Here is a 16,649-nt window from a genome sequence, read left to right as displayed (position 1 = left end):
ATGCATTACCCACATCTTTTGTAATGCTTTAAATAATTATTTTAAACAGGTTTAATTTTCAAGCTTATTTTAGTAAAAATTACTTTCAAAATAATTATCACACAAAATAACAAAGTTTCTCACCCCTGTCATTCCTGCGAAGGCAGGAATCCACAATAAATGAAATAAATTCATTAAAAAATATTATTTTAGATTCCCTGTAATTTTCCTCATAAGCCCTACAATGCCTATGCTATTTAATTGTACAAGCTTTTTATGGATTCCTGCCTTCGCAGGAATGACAGGATGAGGGAAATGGCGCCATGGAAAGCCTAAAACAAAAAAATATGTTTTTTAAAGGATAAAATGTGGGTAATGCATAGGCGAATGCGGGGATCCACTAGTTAAAAATTTTCATTAGTATGCAGTAAGATAAATTTTCAGTCACACCAATGTTTTAAGCTTGAATAAATGCATTAATATTAAAAATAATTTCATTTATTATTCACCAAAAAAATGAACCTCTTTATTAGTGGATCCCCGCATTCGCCTATGCATTACCCACATCTTTTGTAATGCTTTAAATAATTATTTTAAACAGGTTTAATTTTCAAGCTTATTTTAGTAAAAATTACTTTCAAAATAATTATCACACAAAATAACAAAGTTTCTCACCCCTGTCATTCCTGCGAAGGCAGGAATCCACAATAAATGAAATAAATTCATTAAAAAATATTATTTTAGATTCCCTGTAATTTTCCTCATAAGCCCTACAATGCCTATGCTATTTAATTGTACAAGCTTTTTATGGATTCCTGCCTTCGCAGCCTGCCCGCCTTAGCTTTAGCGACGGCTGGCAGGAAGACAAGGACGACTGTTTGTAGTAGATTAAAAGCGTACTTATAATTTCTACAAGAACTGTGATACAGCTTCTGATTACACAATAATTATAAGACTTTTTTACAATCTAAAGTTATTGAATCTGTCAGCACGCAAGATGAGATCATTATTTATAAAAAGGAAACAATATGCATTTAAAAGAATTGACAACATATCTAGATGATTTTTTAAACATTGATGGCATTAATGACACTTGCTTTAATGGTTTGCAGGTTGAAGGAAAAAATGAAGTTAAAAAAATAGCTTTTGCTGTCGACGCTTGTATTGATAGCTTTGATCATGCGATTGCAGCACAAGCTGATATGCTCATTGTTCATCATGGACAATTTTGGGAATTTACCAATCCATCAATAACTTCATGGAATAAAAAACGTATTCAAAAGCTGCTCGATAATAATATTTCATTATATGCTGCACATTTACCCCTTGATCGCCACAAAGAAGTTGGCAACAACGCACAGCTCCTCAAGCTTTTAGATGCTGAAATCAATCGCCCTTTTTATACAAAAAAAGGTGGCAATATCGGCTGGATTGGCAAAACAAAAAACAAAATAAAACTTGCTGACATTGCAAACAGATTAAACAATCAACTGCAAACTGAATGCATTGTTGTTCCTTTTGGAAATCCTGACATTGAAACTATAAGTGTTATTTCCGGCGGTGGTGGTTATGGTGGCTTTTGGGAAAGTTTAAAAGAGAATGTTGATCTTTATATCACCGGTGATTCAGCTGATATTTTCCAAACAGCTAAAGATGCACAGATAAATGTTATTTTTGCCGGACATTATGCAACAGAAACAGTAGGATTAAAAGCTTTAGCGCAACATCTACATGATACATTTAACATCGAAACAGAGTTTATAGAATTGCCAACCGGCTTATAATTCTTGTGATACATTGGTTGCCAATACATATAAACCTTATTTACACACAATGTATACGTATTTGCAAATGTATTTTTGGTACCTTTTTTCAGTAATTACACATTAATGGAATAAGCCTGTAATACCTTATAGGTAATACTAAAATATATCTATATATAAGCATATATTAAAAAAACAGACCACGCTCTTTCATTGATGACGCAATGTGCAAAACAGCATCAATCACTGCTGCATTTTTCATATCAATATCATAATCTAAAGAAACCTGAGATACTCTATCAAAAGCTGACCTCATTTTCTCAAGAAATAATCGCTCAACTTCTTCTTCATGCCAAAAAAAAGATTGCTTACACTGCACCCATTCAAAATATGAAGCGACAACACCACCGGCATTGCATAATATATCAGGAATCACAAAAATACCTTTTTTATATATATAATCAATTGCATCATTTGTTAATGCACCATTGGCACCTTCTGCGATTATTTTTGCTTGAATATTATGCATATTTTCTTTGGTAATAACACTCTCTATTGCAGCAGGAACAAGAACATCAACATCCAAACTCAGCAATTGCTCATTTGTTATATGTTCAATATTTTGCATATCTTTTAAGAGCTTTCCTTGAGAAACCCAATCGACAGCCTCTTTTATATTAATACCATCTTTTTTATAAACAGCCCCTGAAACATCGCTAACAGCAACTATTTTTGCATTCTTATCTGATAAATATAATGCAGTTGCGGCACCAACATTGCCAAAACCTTGTATCGCAACTGTTGCATGCTTAATCTCTTTTTGATGCAATTTTTTCAATGCATAGGCAATGCAAAAAGAAACACCTTTTCCTGTTGCAGTTTCACGCAACGCTATACCACCAAGAGCTAACGGTTTTCCTGTTACCGCTGCCGGTGATGCATATCCTTTAATTTTTTCATAGGTATCTAAAAACCAAGCCATCGTTTGAGCATTTGTTCCCATGTCCGGTGCAGGAACATCTTTACTTGGCCCCACAAAATTATGTATCTGCAAAACATAAGCTCGTGTTAATTTCTCTAATTCGTTTTTTGATAAACTAGAAGGATTAACCGCAATACCACCTTTTGCACCACCAAACGGCAATCGTAATAATGCGTTTTTTAATGACATCAGCATGGCAAGGCTTGTAACTTCATATGTATCGACATGTTCATGAAAACGGATGCCACCTTTGCCCGGACCAAGAATCAAATTATGGTGTATCCGCAATCCTTTAAAGGTTTTAACCTCACCATTATCTAAACGAATAGTAATGGCGACCTGCAAAGATTTTTGAACATTAATCAATTGCTCCAAAAGGGCGTTTGATAATTTCACCGATTTTGATGCTTTTTGTATAAGGCAAACTGTATCATCATATATAACTTTTGTATCCATTTTTTTACCATCTTTTTTTTAAATTTTTTAAAACAAAATGAGTGTAAAAAAAGAGACTGACCATGCACAAGAAATCAAAAATAAAACGGTTTATTCACCTTTATAATGCTTAATAATATTCTATTGTACTGTTTAGCGTCTTTACCTCTTTTTGGCACCTTTCGTACATAAAAGGGAACGTCATAAAGGTATACCTTTATGACAATCTTCTTTCACTTCATTTTATACGTTTTAATAAACAACAGTATAAAAATAAAAACAGTTTTTATTGCAATTAACATATTTGCCATGTTAGCATCCCATTGATCATAGGGGCACCAAAGCATAAATCACATAAAAGTAAACATTTATTATCCTAATAAGAAGGGGTTTGCAATGCGTAAAATTGCAATTATTAATCAAAAAGGTGGCAGTGGAAAAACCACAACCGCAGTCAACCTAACAGCAACACTTGCTGAAAAAAAAAGAAAAGTTTTACTCATCGATCTAGATCCACAAGCTTCAACTTCATCATGGTTTGGGCAACCAAGAGACGCAAAAGGGTTATTTGAACTGTTTACTAATAAAACAGATATTAATGACATTATTATCCCAACAGATGATGAGTTCATTGATTTAATTCCATCATCATCATGGTTAATGGGACTTGAAAAACGTCTGGCACAAGAAGTTGGTGCTGAAATAATTTTGAAAAACAAATTCCAAGAGATCAAAAGAGGTCAATATGATTATATTATTATTGATTGTCCACCTACACTTGGCATTTTAACTATTAATGCATTAACAGCAGTGCATGAAATCATTGTTCCCGTTGAGGCTCGCATTATGGCTCTATCCGGATTAATTCAACTACTACAAACAATTTCAGTTATCAAAGACCGCCTCAATCCAAAACTTCGTATTTCAGGCATTGTACCATGTCGTGTTGATTTACGTACAAACCATGCAAAAGAGGTGGTCAAGGAATTACGCACTAATTTTAAAGATAAAATGTATAAAACTGCAATTCGTGAAAATATTAGATTGTCTGAAGCCCCAAGTTATCTACAACCAATTACTAAATATGATACTCATTGTAATGGTTCGCAAGATTATAGACTATTGGCTCGAGAAGTTATTAAGCAGGAACGTAAATAATATTGTCATACTTTTGGCTTTTTAATGGATACCAAAAGTATGACGAAGATATACATTACCATTCCAAAACAAGCTTAGAGTCATATACCAAAACAATGAAAACGTACACATCGTAAACCAATGAATAAAAGGAAGCAATAATGGCAAAGAAGAAAAATAAAACAATAGAAGCAAATCCATTAACCGATTATTTGTCACCACAGGCAAAACCAAAACAAACAAAACCTGCAACAAAAACGGTTGAAACTCTTGATGAAAAAGCGCTCAAACAACGAGTGACCATTCATATTTCAGTAGACCTCATTGATAAAGTAAAAAATGCCGTTTATTGGGAACCCGGACTGACTCTAACTGAATTTGCTGAACGTGCATTTTTACGTGAACTAAAAAAATGGGAAAAAGATTGGGGTGAGGAATACCCACAACGCCAAGACTATCAACTCAAAGGTGGCAGACCACTTAAATAGGGGAATTTAATGAAATTAGCGATTTTAAGCAACGTTTTCGTTGGCAAGTACATTGAGTCGGATTACGATTTTTTTTGGGCTGACATAAAGGACGTTTTACAAAAACAGGACCTCCGCTTGCTTAATCCACAACAACAACTGTTTCACCAATTAGTAGATAATACACAAAATGCAGTACATGTAATTAAGGCAGGAAATATTGAATTGATAAATTTAGCCGATAATATGTTGATTCATGATAACAGCAAAGTACCTCTTGCATTAAACAGAGCTGACATCCACACCGTTGGTATCGGCATCAATGAGCATCAAGCACACGAGCCGGTTGAATTTGAAACAAATGGTATCAAAATCGGCATTATTGGATTTTCAAATAAAAAAGAACATGAACAGCACACTGATGGTCCAAACATTTTTTATACACCCTTTGGCGATGTTACTCCAATTAAAAGTCTATTACATGAAATAAAACAAGAGGTCGATATTTTAGTTGCACTTGTACAATGGGGCTCTGAACGCCCTGAACCAAATGACACTTATCAACGATTTGCACATACACTTATTGATGAAGGAATTGATATTATACATGGTGAAAGCGACCATGTATATTTAGGCGTTGAAAATTATAACGGCAAATTGATCATATATGATTCCGGTGATTTTGTTGATATTTATATGAGCAATGAAAAACAAAGTATACCACGCTCATTTATCTATGAAATTGAAGTTGAAAAAAGATCAATACATAAAGCAAAACTCATCCCGGTGCTACTACAAGAAAACCAACTAAAAAAAGCTACTGATGAAAATAAAACTGAAGCAATTACACTAATGCAAACTATTAGCAAGAATTTGGGTACTACAATTTCAGATAACGGTGAAATTGAATTTTAGATAAAAGAAGAAAGGGGCAATCATAATATGATGCCTCTTTTTTTCAAACGAACTACACACGCCAATATGGTTACAACAAATAAAAAAAGAAATAAAAAACAGCCAAAATGTATAAATTATCTAATTATCTTAAATGGCCTAAAGGTATACGTTTATTACCTTTTATTTAGGTCTAACTCGCCTATTCGCCAGAATTACAGTATCAACTGAAATTAAGCACAGCGAAAGCTGTCCTGCTATCCTGTCAAAAGGTATCGAAAGGTACCTCTTTTTGCACCATAGCAGCAACACATGAATCAGACCACACATTGACAGCTGTTTCGAACATATCGATTAACGCATATAAAGGCAAAATAACACCTAATAGTTCAAGCGGAACATTCATCGTGGTCAACAAGGCCCCAGATAAAAAATAACAACCCATAGGCACACCGGCATTGCCGATTGCAGCAATTGTTGCAATAAAAATCCATAAAATCATATCAAACAAACTGAATACCATACCACTGCTTTGCGCAACAAATAGAACTGTGGTGAGTATAAATGCCGCACAGGCGTTCATGTTAATTGTAGAACATAATGGCAGGGTAATATTGGAAACTTTTTCTGAAACACCAAAAGTGCGTTGAGTGCATTCCATAGTCATAGGAAGGGCAATATTTGAGGAACGTGAAAAAAATGCAACCGAAAGCGCCGGAGACATCCCTTTAAGCGAAGCAAAAGGCTTATAGCCTTTCCATTTCAAAAACAGAGGTAAAACAATAAAGCCTTGTACAAAATTAGCAAGCAAAATACAAATAACATATAATGCCAACTTCCTCAAATCGTTGCCAGGCTCTACTTTAATGTTTTTAATAAATAACACCGTAAAGGCCCAGACGCCGACCGGTATCACATAAACCATTGCTTGGGTGATGCGCAAAAGTACTGCAAAAAAACTGGAGAAAAAAAGATTCAGCGATTGCTTGTTTTCCTCAGGCAGTGTAAGCGTTGCAAAGCTTAAACCAAGCGCAATCAACATGATGCCGATTACATTATTTTCAGCAAAAGTGGTCACTACATTGGAAGGAACCAATTTACACATAAAATCAAAATAACCGCCAAAATCATCACCATTAGCAACTTCACACACAAAATCTGAGGCGGTCGGATCAATAATTAAAAATATAATAAGAGCAACAGTTGCTGCAATGACAGTCGTTGAAATAGTATATTTTATCACTTTTCGCCCAATCAAGCGCATTTCATCAACACTGGACATTCCCGAAATTGTTGCAGTAACTGAGAAAAATATAAGAGGTAAACTAATTAACTTTAATAAACTGATTACTGTTTCAGAAACAACATCCGCGAATGGATATAGTTGCGGAAAATACAGACCGGCAACAGTCCCTAAACCTGCTGCAATTAAAATAAAACTATTTAATGATATAAGATGTGAGGTTAACCAATTGCGATTCATTTTTTCCCTTTTAATATGACAAATGTTTTGACTCATAAAGACAACTTATAGAAATAGTGTAAATCAATATGATACTATTTCATATAATATTATTTAAGATGTTTAAACTGGGAGATATTCATGTTACATGATGCTCAATATGACAAAGTAAAATTACTTTATAAACTAAGTAAACTATGTTGGTTTTTAGAAAAGCATGCAATTGAAAATGCTCAAAGCTCTGAAGGCGAAGATATAGCTGATCAACTCAAAGAACTCAAAGATGATTTGAACAGGCACATTATATTATTGCAAAAACAGTTATAAATATATTTAAAAATCACCTTACGCACTCACAGATTTAATAACTTATTTTAGAAGAAACGCTTTTTAAAATAATTATCACACAGTTTTCAAATAGTATGTAATAATAATCTAAATAAAAAAAATAAATAAATTTGCCCATTTTGTCATCAAGTTAACAACATACTTGATGACAAAATAGGTAAATTGCTTTTGTGTTTTGCCCCTGGATTATTACATTCTATTTAAGAATTGTTTGAACATACTTGATGACAAAATGGGCAAATGTATTTCATCTATAGTAATCATTGCTATACAAAAAATTTTTAAAAACTGTTCACACTTTTATTGAAAAAAAGTACAAAATAATTTTGCGAAAGGTGAGTTTTTTATTGAACTACACAACCCATACCACCAATATCGTTCGATTCAACTTCTTCCTGAATTTTTCTCTCAATATGTTGTTGTAATAACTCAATAATTTGTTTGTATTCTGCTCGCGTTCCCGGTGCTTCTGCCGTTCCGGGCGTATCATCAGAAGGGCGATCTTGTGTAACCGATAGATACTTTTGGGCTTGAGCTAGGGGCATCGGATAACAACTAAATAACTTCGCAAAAAAGGATCGCGGCCTAAAAGAAGATTTTTCAACATCGGCGCCATTTTCTAGCAATGCACTTACACCCTCAACATTACCGTACTCAATCGCTCGCTCAATAGGTAAAAAGGTTTGCACCAACTTACTAAAGCCTGAAGCATGAACCGTTCCGTCTGGGAAAGTTTGATCTACAGCTTGTTGAAACAAAATTGGATCATCTTTATTAGGATCTGCACCACCATCAATGATTCTCTTAATAAAATATTTGGTATATAAATTTTTACTCTTTGCTGCAAAACCTAAAAGATCAATATAGTCATCTCCTTGATTCTCAACACAAAGAAAATCAGTCATATCTGAACAGAAATGCACATCAAATTCTGCTAAATTTCCAGATTTAATTGCCAATGCAACTCTTCTAACTAAATCCTGCTGATTGTTTGCACAGAACAGTATTGAAGGAATCATTAAAAATAGACTGAACAAATATTGTTTCATATCACTCTTTCGCATAAAAATGTTTATATTCAAAACATTATACTTTAAAAATATAAAAAAGAAAAAATATGTATCAAAAATTACTGAACAGAACAACTATATTCACTCTTTTCTAATCCTTGTTGCGCAAGATGTTGTTGCAATAGTACAACAATTTGCATGTATTCTGCCCGCGTACCGGGCACTTGCAAAGGTCCCGATGCATGAATAGATAAGCGAGTGCTTGCCATTGATTCATATTTTTGAGCTTGAGATAGTGGAGTTGGTTTTGGACAAAATAGTTTTTCCCATATTGATTGCGATACAGATGTTTGTTCAATATTCGCACCACATTTGAGCAATGATTCAACCGCCAATACATTCCCTGCTCTAATCGCTCGTTCAAGAGGAAATAATGTCTTTATACTTTGCACTTCAGATATTGCTTCCAAGGATCCATCAAGCCGACGTATATGCCTTGTGGGCATAGGTCTATAGAATTTGCTTCGGTTTGGATCTCCACCTTCTTGAATAATTTTTTTAATAAAAATCGATGTATTTGAACTTTTGCCCTGTGAAGCAATTCCAAGTAGATCAATATAATCACCCTCATAAACAATAACTTTTTTGACTAAGTCTGGCACAAAATGCTCATTAAATGTTTTCAAATCATTATCTATTATCGATTGAATTACTACGCTCAAATTTTGATCATCCAATCCATAAATTATTAAAGAGACAAGCAACAATAATAAACCGAGAATACGCTGTTTCATATTTTTTCTTTCAGATAAAAGATATGTGTTTTAGAAAGGAGTATACTCTATAAACCGTAAAAGAAAAAAGTGTTAATTAATTCATAAACCAAATCATAAGGTTCAACCAAGCGGCAAAAGCAACCCACCCTAAATATGGCGCCAATAAACTTGCAATAAAAAGCGAACGTTGGCCAATCATAATAATGAGCAAAAGCACGGTTACAAAAAGAGCACCTGCATCAAGAAATGAGAGCTTTATCATATGTTTATAAAAAAAGAGATAGGTCCAAAGAACATTGAAAAATGCGTTCAATGCAAATAAACCCATAATTGCCCAAAACTGAGTATCACGTTGAAATCGATTCCAAGCCATAATAACGGCAATAGTTGTCAAAGCAAAAATCACGGTCCAAACACTTCCAATAAACCAACCCGGAGGAGTATAACTTGGCAAGTTTAAAGTGTAATACCATTGCATACCGGCACTTGTATAAAATCTTCCTAAAACTGAAACCACAAAAGTGATCAATGAAAAAACAATATAATTCAGTTTAATAGATATTTCCATTACGCCTCTCCGAAAAAAATTATTATAATTAATCTTTTAAAAGCTCTGACTTATCGCAATCACTTAATCTATTATCATTCTCAATTAACTCTTTTATCAAGGCAATTTTAGAGCTATCCGAAGCAAATAAATCCATCAATCCTTTTATACCGCGGATCCGATTTTGATCGAAAATCTTTTTGTTCTTATGAAAAAAATGCTTCGAACTCATATTAGGGTATTCTTCAAAGCCAATGACATGCAGTCCATTGGTAATAAACATATCTCCTGACTTGCTGACTAAAAGATTATCCTTAACGTTCCAAAGCCCGGCCAAAACAATAACTTCATAAAGTTCTTTTATAGCACCATTTGAAATATTCAAAATACCTTGTTCATGCAAATTATCAACCATTTTTTGGACAAGTATTACATTCCCATCGCTAACATTTTTATCATGACCCGGAACAAACAGCAAAAATGTTTCAGGAACTCGCAAATGTTGATACCTATTTTTTTCAAGCAAAGATTTCAACAAAAGATAATAAGCTGCACGACTTGCCGTTTGATAAGTTGGCAACGTTTGACCTTGTAAACGCTTAGCCACTTGTTCATTCAAATATTGATTGTCTTGCAACAGTTTTTCATCAACTAAACCTTTTGTCGCCAACATACTCAAAACTTGATGCTTTGGACCTGAAATTTTAAATAAATAGTCAGTTTCAGGGATACTGGCAACGTATCCATCATGACTTAAATTCTTATATCCATACTGTTTTAACAGGTCAGAATCTCCTTGCCACTTGTGTTGCCATGCTGTTGGATTTCCAATATTCAGCAACTGATCAACTAAACTACTATTATTTTGCAGCCATATATTAATTTTTGACTCTAACTGAGTATCTATAGGCGGCATTAGCCCATAAACAGTATGCGGCGTAATTGCTACACCATTATAGCTATTGGGCAAATAATTTGCTGCTTGCGTCCAAGAATAGCTAAAAACTGCTACAAACAGTATAAAGTATCTGTTTTTTGTATTTCTCATACTTCCTCCTTCTTACATAATATCATTCTAACAAGAGTGGAAAAACAAAGTAAAGGGTTTATTTATAAGGGTTTTTCACAAATATTCAGGGCTTGATAAATATGGTAAACTAATAAACATGAATAAAGTTAATCAAAAAAAATATGAATATCTTATTATTGGTCAGGGGCTGGCAGGTTCAATCCTTTCGTATAAACTTATGCAAGCGGGCAAAAAATGCTTAGTGATAAACAGGTTTAATCCAAACGCAGCCTCATACGTTGCCGGCGGCATATTCAGCCCAATTGCAGGTCAAAGAATAGCCAAAATTTGGCAAGCTGATGAAATTGCTCCTGTATTACCCAACTTCTATCAAGAATTAGAAAAAACATTAAGTATCAGTTTTTTTTATCAAGTTCCCTATATCAAACTGCTTATTACTGATGATCTAAAAAAAAATGCACAAAAACGCCTTGATGACCCTGCATACCGGCAATACATAAAACCAATTAGCTACGAAATAAATAAAAAAAAATTTAATGCAATTGAAATCCAGCATACCGGATGGGTAGATACAGAAATTTTACTCAACAGCTATCGTGCACTTTTAAAAACAAAACATACATATCTTGAAGATTGGTTCGATGAAACACAACTTACAGTCAATGAAAATGAAATTCATTATAAAAATATATGCGCAAAAAAAATAATCTTCTGCAACGGATTGCAGGCAATTAATAATCGCTTTTTTAATCAAGAAAAAATGAATCCGACAAAAGGTGAACTACTTACTATAAAAATGAACAAATCTATTGCGCAGATTATTTCCAGCAATGTTTTCTTATTGCCAATCGGCAATAACTTATATCATGTTGGTGCAACCTTTGAACGAGATTATAAAGATACATTCCCATCTGAAAAAGGCCGTAATTGGCTTTGCTCTGAACTTGAAAAAATTATTAATGTTCCCTATGAAATAATTAGCCATAAGGCAGGAATACGCCCTACAACATTAGGGCATAGACCCATTACTAAATGGCACAATACATACAAAAATATTGGTATTTTTTCCGGTTTTGGCGCAAAAGGAGTAAGCTATATACCCTATTGTGTACAAAGCTTATTGGGATAGAATATTACAAAACCTTTGCAAAAAACATGGTAGGATTCTTTTAAAAAAATCCTACCATATAACCCAAAATTAAGTTTTAACAAGGAAGTGGTAAAAACAATTTACATGCTGAACATAGTGGCTTTGCAAATCCATCTGATACAATATTGAATTGTGGTGGATTGAATTGTAACACTTGATTCAATACAAAATAATCAATATTAAATGTATCCGGATCAACACCATTATCTTGTAAACAAGTGCGGAAATCAGGATTAATCAAAATATCTCTGATGTCGGTTGCAGGTACGCCAGCACAAAAGTTATTAATAAAACTACCAATATTAGTCCTGTTGATTGATATACTATTATAATCATCAAATGGAATATCCAATGCACGCACAATTAAATCAATCAAAAAGGGAATACTTTGCAATCCCTGACCTGAAACAACTTCAGCTGATCTTTGTAAGGCAGGAAAAACAAATTGCAGCAACAGATTGTTTGATGGTGTTAATGCACAACGTTGTGGAAATGATGTTCCTGAAAAAACCACTGTTTCATGTGGTATATCTTTGCAGCTCAATTCTTGTGATAAACGAATTGCACCATTTGATGAAGTTTGATCTTCAGGTTTTCCATAATCGATATAGATCTTAATATCTTTCAATGCTTCACGTAATGCAGCATCATTACGAATCATAGTGACCGGATCATTTTCCAACCACTGCTCAACCACATCACTATTGATAGTAAATTCACCATTGGTCAAAACAGGTCGCCATTCATCATCGACCACAATTGGTAATTGTAATGAAAAGGTGTTTAACAAATCAGGACTTAATGCTGCAGACTCTGCAAAAAGTTCAAATGTATAGCCACCATTTGAAGGTAAGACCCTTCCAGCGTCATCACCCGTTGCAGGAATCTCGTCCCATACACGAGAGTAAAAACTTGGCTTTATAATAGTATCTGCCATCGCAACAACGTCAGCCGGCGTATGGGCCACAATTGAACTAAACAAATCTGTATGCTTAAAACCTAAAATTACAGCTCCATAGCCGCCCATTTCATGGCCAGCAATTCCGCGATTCGCTTTATTTGCAATAGTTCTATAGTTAGAATCAACAAAAGGAATTACTTCGTTAATAAAGTAATCTTCAAAATTTCCATTAAACGCAGAATTAATATAAAAACTTCCTGCATAACCATTATCCAATTCGCCACTAGTTGATGTAGATAAACTACCATCAACTTTAACAATAATCATTGGAGGTAAATCACCTGAGGCCATTAACTGATCAAGGATTTCAAACATGCCTGCATAACTTGAAAAGTTTTGACCAAAACCGTGCAGCCAATACCAAACTGGAAAATTAGTATTTTCATTACCAGGAGCACTATATGCTTCTGGTAAATAAACCTCAAAACTCCTAAATGGATCCACTCGCTCTAAGCGATGGTACTCAAACGGATTATTCGAAGAAGGTCCAACATTGCTCGCCGGGAGAAAGCTCTTATATTGCAAAAGACTTACTGCTTGCACAAACGTAATTTGCAACAAACATAATAATAGTGCTTTTTTATTCATAAACTAACCTTTAATACCTAAATTATGGAGTTAAACGATCTGCCCAATAAGGAGTCAAAAAAACATCGTTTGGATCTAATGTGGTACGTACTGCATTAAATGCTGTAACATTCGCTGCACCATACATTGTATTTAATTCCGCAAATGTCAAAAACATTGGGTTATTAGACCATACAGGACGCGCATCACAATCAGCAACCATCATGTCGTACCAAGTTTCGTAAAAATTCCTTAGATCTGCATTAATTGCATCCTCAGTTTCTACGTTTGGATCATCATTTGCAAAAACTGGACGTGGTCCAATCGTAATGATACCCATATTCCACGAACCATTTGGACGGTTAAAGTTATTATATGGACTTAAATAAGCAAAGAATTTCTCATCTTGTACAAAACGTGTTTCATTAAAGATAAAGAAAACTAAATCTGCAACACCAAGACCATCAGCAATATTTCTTGTTTTTTCTACGGCCGATTCTAACTGTTCTTTTGGAATTGAAAGCTCCATAATGACACTTGGCGTTTGTTGATCATGAAAATTAGGCGAAGCTTTGTAGAAAAATTCAACACCTGGAGGTCCTACCAAGCCACTTACAATTGCATCTGTAATTACAGGAAATAAAAATTGAGGAGGTGCAGGATTTATCTGACCTAACTCACCATTAATAAAACTTGCTCCAGCGTATTTTCCATAATCTCTAACGATATTATTTGTTTTGCAGTCATTAGTAAAATTCAAAGCTTGTGTTGTAGAAAGATTGACATCATTTAATGTATAAGGATTCCACTGAAACTGAAACCCTTGATTATTATCAAGAAGCTCATCTACAGCAGGCAAAATACTTTGTACATTACTCAACCCCGAAATTAAATCACGATTAATTTGTGGATTAAGCGAAATCTTCACTGAATAAATAAAGCCGAGCAAACCCATACAACAACGAACTGCCGGCAACCACTGCGGATTTGAAGTGTCTGAAATAACTACAATATTTCCTTGTCCGTCAACCAAAGTTACTTCTAGAACTGTGTCAACATATGAACCTTTACGCCCAGTGCCATGTACTGCATTTGCTACCATACCACCGATTGTAATATCATATGCACCCGGAAACGCAATCGGTTCAAGGCCGTGTTTAGCCATTTCGCGACCAAGATAAAAAAGAGGAACCCCAGCCTCTAGCGTAACTGTCTTATTTTCTAAATCAATCTCAAGAATTCTATTTAATTTTTCAGTCTTAACTAACCATAGATCATCATCTTGAGCTTCCGGAACACATACTGCATCAACACTTCCGTGTAATGCTGCCACTGCGCGAACTTTCTTATTCATTGCTACAGCATCTGTAATAATCTGTTGCACATCTGTAATTGATTCCGGTTCAAAAATCATTTGTCCGCAACACACTTGTGCATTAGATGCTGTTACGCATTCTGCACCAAAAATGGCTGTAGAATGCATGGCCAAAGCCATACTTATTAAAACTATTTTCTTAAACATGTTTTTTTGCTCCTAATTGGATTTAGTATTACCAAGCAACTGTCCATTTACCCCAAACCATCCAACGATTAACAGCTGAATTTTCAGGCGCAAATTCATATGAACCACCAACAGCTAATAAGGCTGGGTAACAATTGCACATATTCCAATCGTAGCCACCAGTTGCATACAATATATTAGTTAATGCACAAGGGCTTGTCCCTGACATAATATCAAGATCGCAACAAGTAAGAGCTAAAGCTTCTTTATATGGCATTTGGCAAAGTTCAAAATCTTCACCAATAGTAACAGCTCTATTTATAACATTTGCAGATGTAAATGAACCATCAACATCAGGGAAAGCCGGAGCTTCAAATGCTATGATATTACATTTATCACTACAGTCTTTTATTTTTACTTTTTCAACCTGTTTTGCATAGATATTGTAACCTAATTCACCGGCCCAATTACAACGATCATAAGTCAATGCAGCATTCAAATTAAACTGCGTACGTGGCGTCACTTCAACAGCACGAGTAAAGAGATTAATACCGGAAGAAAGAATATTATTTGCAGCATCTTCTGCACTTGCAAAAACAGCCATATAACGTGACCAAGGCTTACCTTTTATATCAAATGAACGTTTTTGAGTATTTTTAAATAGATAGCGACCATTTGCAGCAAAGTTCGCCCATACTACATGCTCGTCATTGCATTCCCATAATTTAACACCTGCATAACCACCACTCATAACACCCCAGTGAGCACCATTACCTGCAACCGGCTCAAACATGAATTCAGCATTTGGTTTGTTACTTGTTGGAGCCACCATTCCTACATATGAACGAACATAGTATTCATCGCAGTTTGCCCAATCATAACCAACTTTTACTTCAATATCACCCAAACGAGTTTTTGATTGAGGCCCACAAATTTTACCAAAATGCCATACATCAGCAGCAACTTGCTCACCGTCAACAGTATTAACAAAAGGTTTTTGACCTGAAAAAGCTTCTGTCATGTTTTTTGCTGAAGTTGAGGGTACATCACCTCCTAGCTCTTGTGAAACAGTTTCGCAAAGATTCATGTCATTTTTTACCCACAAAATTGGAGCTGAAATATCAAACCACCAGATGCTATCACAGCCTAAATATTGTTGATACTCAAAACCTGCACCGGCAAATGATTGACGTGGTTTAAAGCAAACACAACTTTCAAAATTATTATCGCCACCAACAATATTAAAATGAAATGAGTTCACATCACGTGCACGAGGATCTACTGAAAAATCTTGAGCTCCATCGGCCGCAACTTTTAAACAACGTTTGTTACAAAATGAAAAATATTCGGCTAAATCACCGGCATTGGTAGTTTGTCCTCCAAGAGGAACTACTTGAAAAGCATAGTTAAGATTGTCACCAAATTTTTTGATTGGATTTCTAAAAAAACTTACTTTCTCAGGAAAATCTGATGTAAATGCAGGCCTTATGGCAAGATATGTATGACCGGTAAAATTATTTGCCCTCACTAATGAACACAAAAGTGACAACATTAATAGTTTTTTCTTCACTATCGACTCCTTTTGAATTTAAAAAAACATACTTTTTTAAGTTTACTTTTACATTTATTTTAAGTTTACT

15 protein-coding genes are annotated in these 16,649 nt (G+C 34.5%); 6 read left to right on the top strand and 9 right to left on the bottom strand.

What is annotated here, in order from left to right:
* The first annotated feature begins 1,007 nt into the window (after window positions 1-1,007).
* On the top strand, window positions 1,008-1,763 hold the full coding sequence (locus WD055_05405) for a Nif3-like dinuclear metal center hexameric protein (GenBank protein ID MEX0849642.1): 756 nt from the start codon (window positions 1,008-1,010) through the stop codon (window positions 1,761-1,763).
* A gap of 166 nt (window positions 1,764-1,929) precedes the next feature.
* On the opposite strand, the gene WD055_05400 is transcribed toward WD055_05405, so the two are convergent.
* Window positions 1,930-3,180 carry a Glu/Leu/Phe/Val dehydrogenase gene (locus tag WD055_05400; protein MEX0849641.1) on the bottom strand — a complete coding sequence of 417 codons (1,251 nt, stop codon included), beginning with the start codon at window positions 3,178-3,180 and terminating at the stop codon, window positions 1,930-1,932.
* 375 nt (window positions 3,181-3,555) lie between these two features.
* On the opposite strand from WD055_05400, the gene WD055_05395 reads away from it, so the two are divergent.
* From WD055_05395 to WD055_05385, 3 genes are all read left to right on the top strand, one after another.
* The gene (locus tag WD055_05395) at window positions 3,556-4,317 is read left to right on the top strand and encodes an AAA family ATPase (GenBank protein ID MEX0849640.1); all 762 of its coding nucleotides are present in this window, start codon (window positions 3,556-3,558) and stop codon (window positions 4,315-4,317) included.
* 140 nt (window positions 4,318-4,457) lie between these two features.
* Entirely contained in the window at window positions 4,458-4,784 is a 327-nt protein-coding gene (locus tag WD055_05390) for a hypothetical protein (protein MEX0849639.1), read from the top strand.
* A 9-nt stretch (window positions 4,785-4,793) separates the two neighbouring features.
* Complete coding sequence (locus WD055_05385; GenBank protein MEX0849638.1) at window positions 4,794-5,678, top strand: CapA family protein; 885 nt, start codon at window positions 4,794-4,796, stop codon at window positions 5,676-5,678.
* A gap of 244 nt (window positions 5,679-5,922) precedes the next feature.
* Here the strand turns inward: WD055_05385 and WD055_05380 are convergent, their stop codons facing one another.
* A complete protein-coding gene (locus WD055_05380) occupies window positions 5,923-7,140 on the bottom strand; it encodes a dicarboxylate/amino acid:cation symporter (GenBank protein ID MEX0849637.1) in 1,218 nt (405 codons plus the stop codon).
* A gap of 120 nt (window positions 7,141-7,260) precedes the next feature.
* Between WD055_05380 and WD055_05375 the strand changes: the two genes are divergently transcribed.
* Window positions 7,261-7,446: a hypothetical protein gene (locus WD055_05375; protein ID MEX0849636.1), complete on the top strand. Its 186-nt coding sequence runs from the start codon at window positions 7,261-7,263 to the stop codon at window positions 7,444-7,446.
* 365 nt (window positions 7,447-7,811) lie between these two features.
* On the opposite strand, the gene WD055_05370 is transcribed toward WD055_05375, so the two are convergent.
* The 4 genes from WD055_05370 to WD055_05355 all read right to left on the bottom strand — a co-directional run bounded on the left by WD055_05370 (window position 7,812) and on the right by WD055_05355 (window position 10,848).
* Entirely contained in the window at window positions 7,812-8,516 is a 705-nt protein-coding gene (locus WD055_05370; GenBank protein ID MEX0849635.1) for a hypothetical protein, read from the bottom strand.
* Between the two features lie 80 nt (window positions 8,517-8,596).
* Complete coding sequence (locus WD055_05365; protein ID MEX0849634.1) at window positions 8,597-9,271, bottom strand: hypothetical protein; 675 nt, start codon at window positions 9,269-9,271, stop codon at window positions 8,597-8,599.
* A gap of 76 nt (window positions 9,272-9,347) precedes the next feature.
* Entirely contained in the window at window positions 9,348-9,821 is a 474-nt protein-coding gene (locus WD055_05360) for a TspO/MBR family protein (protein MEX0849633.1), read from the bottom strand.
* Between the two features lie 28 nt (window positions 9,822-9,849).
* On the bottom strand, window positions 9,850-10,848 hold the full coding sequence (locus WD055_05355) for a hypothetical protein (GenBank protein ID MEX0849632.1): 999 nt from the start codon (window positions 10,846-10,848) through the stop codon (window positions 9,850-9,852).
* Between the two features lie 118 nt (window positions 10,849-10,966).
* Here WD055_05355 and WD055_05350 point away from each other — a divergent pair, with 118 nt between their 5' ends.
* Window positions 10,967-11,959, top strand: coding sequence for an FAD-dependent oxidoreductase (locus tag WD055_05350; GenBank protein MEX0849631.1), 993 nt, complete (start codon window positions 10,967-10,969; stop codon window positions 11,957-11,959).
* Window positions 11,960-12,035: 76 nt separating this feature from the next.
* Here WD055_05350 and WD055_05345 read toward each other — a convergent pair whose 3' ends face one another.
* Genes WD055_05345 through WD055_05335 form a run of 3 tightly spaced genes read right to left on the bottom strand, consistent with a single transcriptional unit; the run spans window position 12,036 to window position 16,579 of the window.
* Window positions 12,036-13,529, bottom strand: a complete 1,494-nt coding sequence (locus WD055_05345) for an alpha/beta hydrolase-fold protein (GenBank protein MEX0849630.1) — start codon at window positions 13,527-13,529, stop codon at window positions 12,036-12,038.
* A 22-nt stretch (window positions 13,530-13,551) separates the two neighbouring features.
* On the bottom strand, window positions 13,552-15,030 hold the full coding sequence (locus WD055_05340) for an FAD-dependent oxidoreductase (GenBank protein MEX0849629.1): 1,479 nt from the start codon (window positions 15,028-15,030) through the stop codon (window positions 13,552-13,554).
* A 28-nt stretch (window positions 15,031-15,058) separates the two neighbouring features.
* Window positions 15,059-16,579 carry a hypothetical protein gene (locus tag WD055_05335; GenBank protein ID MEX0849628.1) on the bottom strand — a complete coding sequence of 507 codons (1,521 nt, stop codon included), beginning with the start codon at window positions 16,577-16,579 and terminating at the stop codon, window positions 15,059-15,061.
* Window positions 16,580-16,649 lie beyond the last annotated feature (70 nt).

This window comes from Candidatus Dependentiae bacterium (assembly GCA_040878395.1).
Classification (GTDB): domain Bacteria; phylum Babelota; class Babeliae; order Babelales; family Vermiphilaceae; genus JAKBEL01.
Note: the sequence above shows the minus strand (reverse complement) of the source record. Positions and strands in the feature narration are given on the sequence as shown.

Coding starts and splice junctions, on each gene's coding strand:
- WD055_05360 (MEX0849633.1), bottom strand. CDS start 9,821: ATGGAAATATCTATTAAACTGAATTATATTGTTTTTTCATTGATCACT.
- WD055_05375 (MEX0849636.1), top strand. CDS start 7,261: ATGTTACATGATGCTCAATATGACAAAGTAAAATTACTTTATAAACTA.
- WD055_05395 (MEX0849640.1), top strand. CDS start 3,556: ATGCGTAAAATTGCAATTATTAATCAAAAAGGTGGCAGTGGAAAAACC.
- WD055_05385 (MEX0849638.1), top strand. CDS start 4,794: ATGAAATTAGCGATTTTAAGCAACGTTTTCGTTGGCAAGTACATTGAG.
- WD055_05365 (MEX0849634.1), bottom strand. CDS start 9,271: ATGAAACAGCGTATTCTCGGTTTATTATTGTTGCTTGTCTCTTTAATA.
- WD055_05405 (MEX0849642.1), top strand. CDS start 1,008: ATGCATTTAAAAGAATTGACAACATATCTAGATGATTTTTTAAACATT.
- WD055_05340 (MEX0849629.1), bottom strand. CDS start 15,030: ATGTTTAAGAAAATAGTTTTAATAAGTATGGCTTTGGCCATGCATTCT.
- WD055_05390 (MEX0849639.1), top strand. CDS start 4,458: ATGGCAAAGAAGAAAAATAAAACAATAGAAGCAAATCCATTAACCGAT.
- WD055_05355 (MEX0849632.1), bottom strand. CDS start 10,848: ATGAGAAATACAAAAAACAGATACTTTATACTGTTTGTAGCAGTTTTT.
- WD055_05400 (MEX0849641.1), bottom strand. CDS start 3,180: ATGGATACAAAAGTTATATATGATGATACAGTTTGCCTTATACAAAAA.
- WD055_05350 (MEX0849631.1), top strand. CDS start 10,967: ATGAATAAAGTTAATCAAAAAAAATATGAATATCTTATTATTGGTCAG.
- WD055_05370 (MEX0849635.1), bottom strand. CDS start 8,516: ATGAAACAATATTTGTTCAGTCTATTTTTAATGATTCCTTCAATACTG.
- WD055_05380 (MEX0849637.1), bottom strand. CDS start 7,140: ATGAATCGCAATTGGTTAACCTCACATCTTATATCATTAAATAGTTTT.
- WD055_05345 (MEX0849630.1), bottom strand. CDS start 13,529: ATGAATAAAAAAGCACTATTATTATGTTTGTTGCAAATTACGTTTGTG.